The 2364-nt window shown below is 71.4% G+C and carries 2 protein-coding genes and 1 pseudogene; 2 read left to right on the forward strand and 1 reads right to left on the reverse strand.

From position 1 onward, the window contains the following. Positions 1-792, forward strand: a pseudogene (locus AB0F81_RS51055) (peptidase S8); the annotation flags it as partial. Positions 793-931: 139 nt separating this feature from the next. Here the strand turns inward: AB0F81_RS51055 and AB0F81_RS51060 are convergent. After that, on the reverse strand, positions 932-1660 hold the full coding sequence (locus AB0F81_RS51060) for a hypothetical protein (RefSeq protein WP_360211690.1): 729 nt from the start codon (positions 1658-1660) through the stop codon (positions 932-934). A 391-nt stretch (positions 1661-2051) separates the two neighbouring features. Between AB0F81_RS51060 and AB0F81_RS51065 the strand changes: the two genes are divergently transcribed. Beyond that, positions 2052-2282 carry a hypothetical protein gene (locus AB0F81_RS51065; RefSeq protein ID WP_360211692.1) on the forward strand — a complete coding sequence of 77 codons (231 nt, stop codon included), beginning with the start codon at positions 2052-2054 and terminating at the stop codon, positions 2280-2282. Positions 2283-2364 lie beyond the last annotated feature (82 nt).

Consider the following 2364-nt stretch of genomic DNA (forward strand, 5'->3'; position numbering starts at 1 on the left):
GCCGCGATGGAGCAGAACGCGGTCGACCTGGGAACGAAGGGCTTCGACAAGGACTACGGCAACGGCCGGGTCGACGTGGTGGCCGCGCTGGCCGCCGTCGCGCCGGTGACCACGCCGCCCACCACCGCACCGACCACCGCGCCCACGACCAGCGCTCCTGTTACGACCGCGCCCACGACCAGCGCTCCTGTAACGACGGCGCCGACCACTTCGGCCCCGACCACCGCTCCGACGACGTCCGCTCCGACGACCGCTCCGGTCAAGGTCACGCCGGTGATCACGGTCGGCAGCAGCTCACCGGAGGTCGTCTACGGCACCAGCACCGTCACCACCTTCACCGTGACGGCGGACGGCAAGGCGTGGGCTGAGCAGGGTGTCTCGGTCTGCGTGTCCGAGGCCGGCGCTGCCGCGCAGTGCACCGACACCAAGACCACCGTCGCCGGCACCGTCGCGGTGACCCGCGCGGCCAAGGCGTCCTACGAGGTCTACCTGCAGGTGCCCGAGTCCGACACGGCCGCGGCCGTGACCTCGGCGAAGGCCGGCTACACCGTGCGCGCCTCGGTGAACGCCGTCCGCACCGGCACGGGCATCATGACTGTCACGGTCAACGGCGTGGCCGGTCAGACCGCCCAGGTCCAGCAGAACGTGCGGGGCGAGTGGCGCACCGTCCTCACCTACAAGGCGTCGGCCAGCGTCCGCGTCGGCGGCCTGACCCGCGGCCAGCAGTACCGCGTCGTCGTGCCGGACACCACCGCGCTCCTGGGCGCGACCAGCCCGGTCGTCACCGCCTGACCTCTCTACCAGCCGTGGCAGGGTCTCCGGACCCTGCCACGGCATTTCCTATTGCTCCAGGAGTGCGGCTCTCGCCGCGGAGTTGTTGACTCGCGGAAGCTGAGATCAGCCACGGCGGCCCGCCCGCAGGCCGCCACCTTCAGCCCAGCTTGGCCCACTCCTTGCCGATGATGTCGACGCTCTTGGCGGTCGGCGCGTCACCCTTCGGCACCATCGCCATGGTCACCACGCTGCGTGCCTTCGACGTACGCCAGCAGAGCAGCATCGTCGGCCGCTGGCCGGCCGGCAGGCCCGAGGCGATGCGCACCTCGTTGGTGCAGCGCACCCCGTCTCCGACCGATTTTCCCTGGTCGCCGGCGAGCGCCAGCTCGCGCTGGCCGCTCAGGTCGCTCCGTGCGCTCACGATCCGGATCGTGCCGTTCGCCAGCGCCTCGGTTCGTTCCGTGACGCCGTCCTGTGACTGAACGGACAGTTGGCTGCCCTGCGTCGGCGAGGCGGTCGAGGTGGGCGTCGGCGCGGCGTCCGGCGTCCGGCTCACGGTGGGTGCCGGGCTGAGCTCCACCGGCTTCGCCGCTTTAGGAGATTTCGACGTACGGGTGACCGAAGGTTCCGCGCTGGGCTCCGCCGGGGTGCTGGCCGGCGCCGACGCGGTGAGCGGCGCCATCGCGGCGGGTTCCGGCAGGCTCGGCTGTTCCTCGCTCATCAGCTGGGTGGCCAGAAACCCGGCCCCGGCCAGCACGGCGGCCGCTCCGGCGATGCCCACCACTGCCTGTTTGCGGCGGCGTTCCCGGCGTTGCGGCGTGGTGGCCACAGCCGAGGCGTACAGGCCGCTCTCGGACACGAGTTCCTGCTGTTCGTCGTTGGCCATGTCACCGTCCTTCGGATTCGCGGGCCGCTGCGGAGGTCGTGCTTCCGCTTCGGAGTTCCATGCTTCCAAAGACTGGTACATATCGGGCGAGAATCAGTCACATCCGTCACACCGGAATCGGCACTGTCGGAAGGTGGTCAGTCGGCGCACGTGATGTTCGCCTGCGCAGGCCGCGTACCCGATCGGTGGTCGTCGAAGACCCTCCGACGGGCGGCGCACGTCACCCGGAAAAGGGAGGCGCCGCCCCGCCCGTTGACCCGCACCCCGTGCGCGCGCAATGTTTTGAGCACACGGGTGCGATGGCGGCGGACCCGGAGCCCCTCCGTCGTGCCCGCTCCACGGGAAGGAGCCTCGTGCGGCATGGTGCGTGCGAAACGCCCGGCGGCCCACCATGACCGCACCTGACGAGCGGGCGGAACACACACCCGACCGACCATCCTGGCAGTGCCGCGCCTGCGGCCTCCCCTGGCCGTGCGACCCGGCCCGCGAACGCCTGACCGCCGAACTCGGCCGCGTGGACCTCGCCGTGCTGATGTGGGATCACCTCGAAGAGGCAGCCCGCGACATGCCGAAGACTCCAGCTTCGGAGCTGTTCGACCGCTTCCTCCGCTGGACCAACTAGCCGCGGCCCCTCGTCACCGCGCGGCCCTCGCCGCTGGCGCCCCGCGCCGCATCCGTGCCGCGCCGCCCCGGGTTCGTGCCGC

This window comes from Actinoplanes sp. NPDC024001 (assembly GCF_040638955.1).
GTDB lineage: Bacteria > Actinomycetota > Actinomycetes > Mycobacteriales > Micromonosporaceae > Actinoplanes.

What these genes read in the sequence shown, in the direction of transcription:
- AB0F81_RS51060 (WP_360211690.1), bottom strand. Translation starts at nt 1,660, where the DNA reads ATGGCCAACGACGAACAGCAGGAACTCGTGTCCGAGAGCGGCCTGTAC.
- AB0F81_RS51065 (WP_360211692.1), top strand. Translation starts at nt 2,052, where the DNA reads ATGACCGCACCTGACGAGCGGGCGGAACACACACCCGACCGACCATCC.